The sequence below is a fragment of the Pseudonocardia sp. GCM10023141 genome (genome assembly GCF_042653605.1).
The window spans coordinates 1-1,284 of record NZ_JBHSIR010000094.1; the positions used below are offsets into that span (position 1 = coordinate 1).

The 1,284-nt window shown below is 68.9% G+C and carries 1 protein-coding gene; it reads right to left on the minus strand.

The window, feature by feature from the left end:
- On the minus strand, window positions 1-1,037 hold a 1,037-nt coding region (locus tag ACFPFQ_RS48220), incomplete at its 3' end, for an IS110 family transposase (protein ID WP_379630057.1).
- Window positions 1,038-1,284: the final 247 nt, after the last annotated feature.

Sequence of the window (1,284 nt, forward strand, 5' to 3'; positions counted from 1 at the left end):
GCGCGCCGGTAAAGATCGTTGGCCCATTGGTTGGCCTTGATGCTGTCACCGGCGAAGTCGCAGATCGCGTCGCGCAGTTGCTTGTCTGCGGCCCAGCGGAAGCTGACGGCGCGGACCTTGCCGGACTGACGGGTCGAGGGCGCGACGCCGGCCAGGCAGGCCAGGGAGTCGGCGCTGGGAAACCGGCCGCGGGCGTCACCGATCTCGGCCAGCAATCGGGCGGCGCGCACACGTCCGGAGCGGGGCAGGCTGGTGAAGATCTCCTTGTCGGGGTGCAGGTCGAGTTGCTCGCTGATGCGCTCGGCCAGGCAGGCGATCTCAGTGGTGAGAGTGCGCAACACGGCCACGAATGCGCCGGTGACCGCGGCGCTGGAGGCGGCATCGGGTCCGGTGTGGCCGCAGGGCGCCCCAGCGAGGCGGGCATGCAGGACGGCGGGGTCGATGCGGCCGCAGTAGCCGACCGAGACCAGCCAGATGCTCAAGCGTTTGACCGAGAGCCAGTCCGCGCGTTCTTGACAGTCGAAGCGTTCCAGGAACCGCAGGCTGATCTCGGAGTCCAGGTCGCGGAACAGACCGACCACGCCGGGGAACACGATCTGCAGGTGTGCGCGCAGCTGGTTGGCGACTGCGACACGGTGCGCGACCAGGTCACGGCGTGCGCGCACGCTCTGGCGCAGCGCGATGGTGGCCGGGGTGTCGACCAGCAGGGGGCGCAGCCGGTGCCGGTCGGTGCGCACCACATCGGCCAGGACGAAGGCGTCGAACCGGTCGTCCTTGTTGCCCGCCGAGCCGTAGCGGCTACGCAGATTCTTGAGCTGGCCGGGCGGGATCACGAACACGGTCAGCCCAGCTTGACGCAACGCGTCCACGACCGGACCGTCGGGACGTTCAATGCCGACCTCGACCACCCCGGCCGCCAGCAGGCGTCGCACCATGGTGCGCAGCCCGGACGTGTCATGAGTGATGGAGAATCGCTGCAACTGCTCACCATCGGCGGCAACGATCGCGATGGCGTGATCGTCTTTGGCCCAGTCCACTCCTGCAGTGGGTCGCGGACCTTCGGCTGGATCGGTCGTTACTCCTGCGACACTCATGGTCGTCTCCTCGCTGTTGGCGCAGGGGGAAGACACCCGGTGGTCCCGGGACGCGGCAGCCGGTCGCTCACTGATCGGCGCTCGATGGCGCACAGCCCTGTAGCCAGTCAGCGCGTCCTGGGCCACCGGACCTCGCAGAACTCATGCCGGACCTTCACGGTCGAGCGAGCAGGGCGATGGCCCGGTGGGG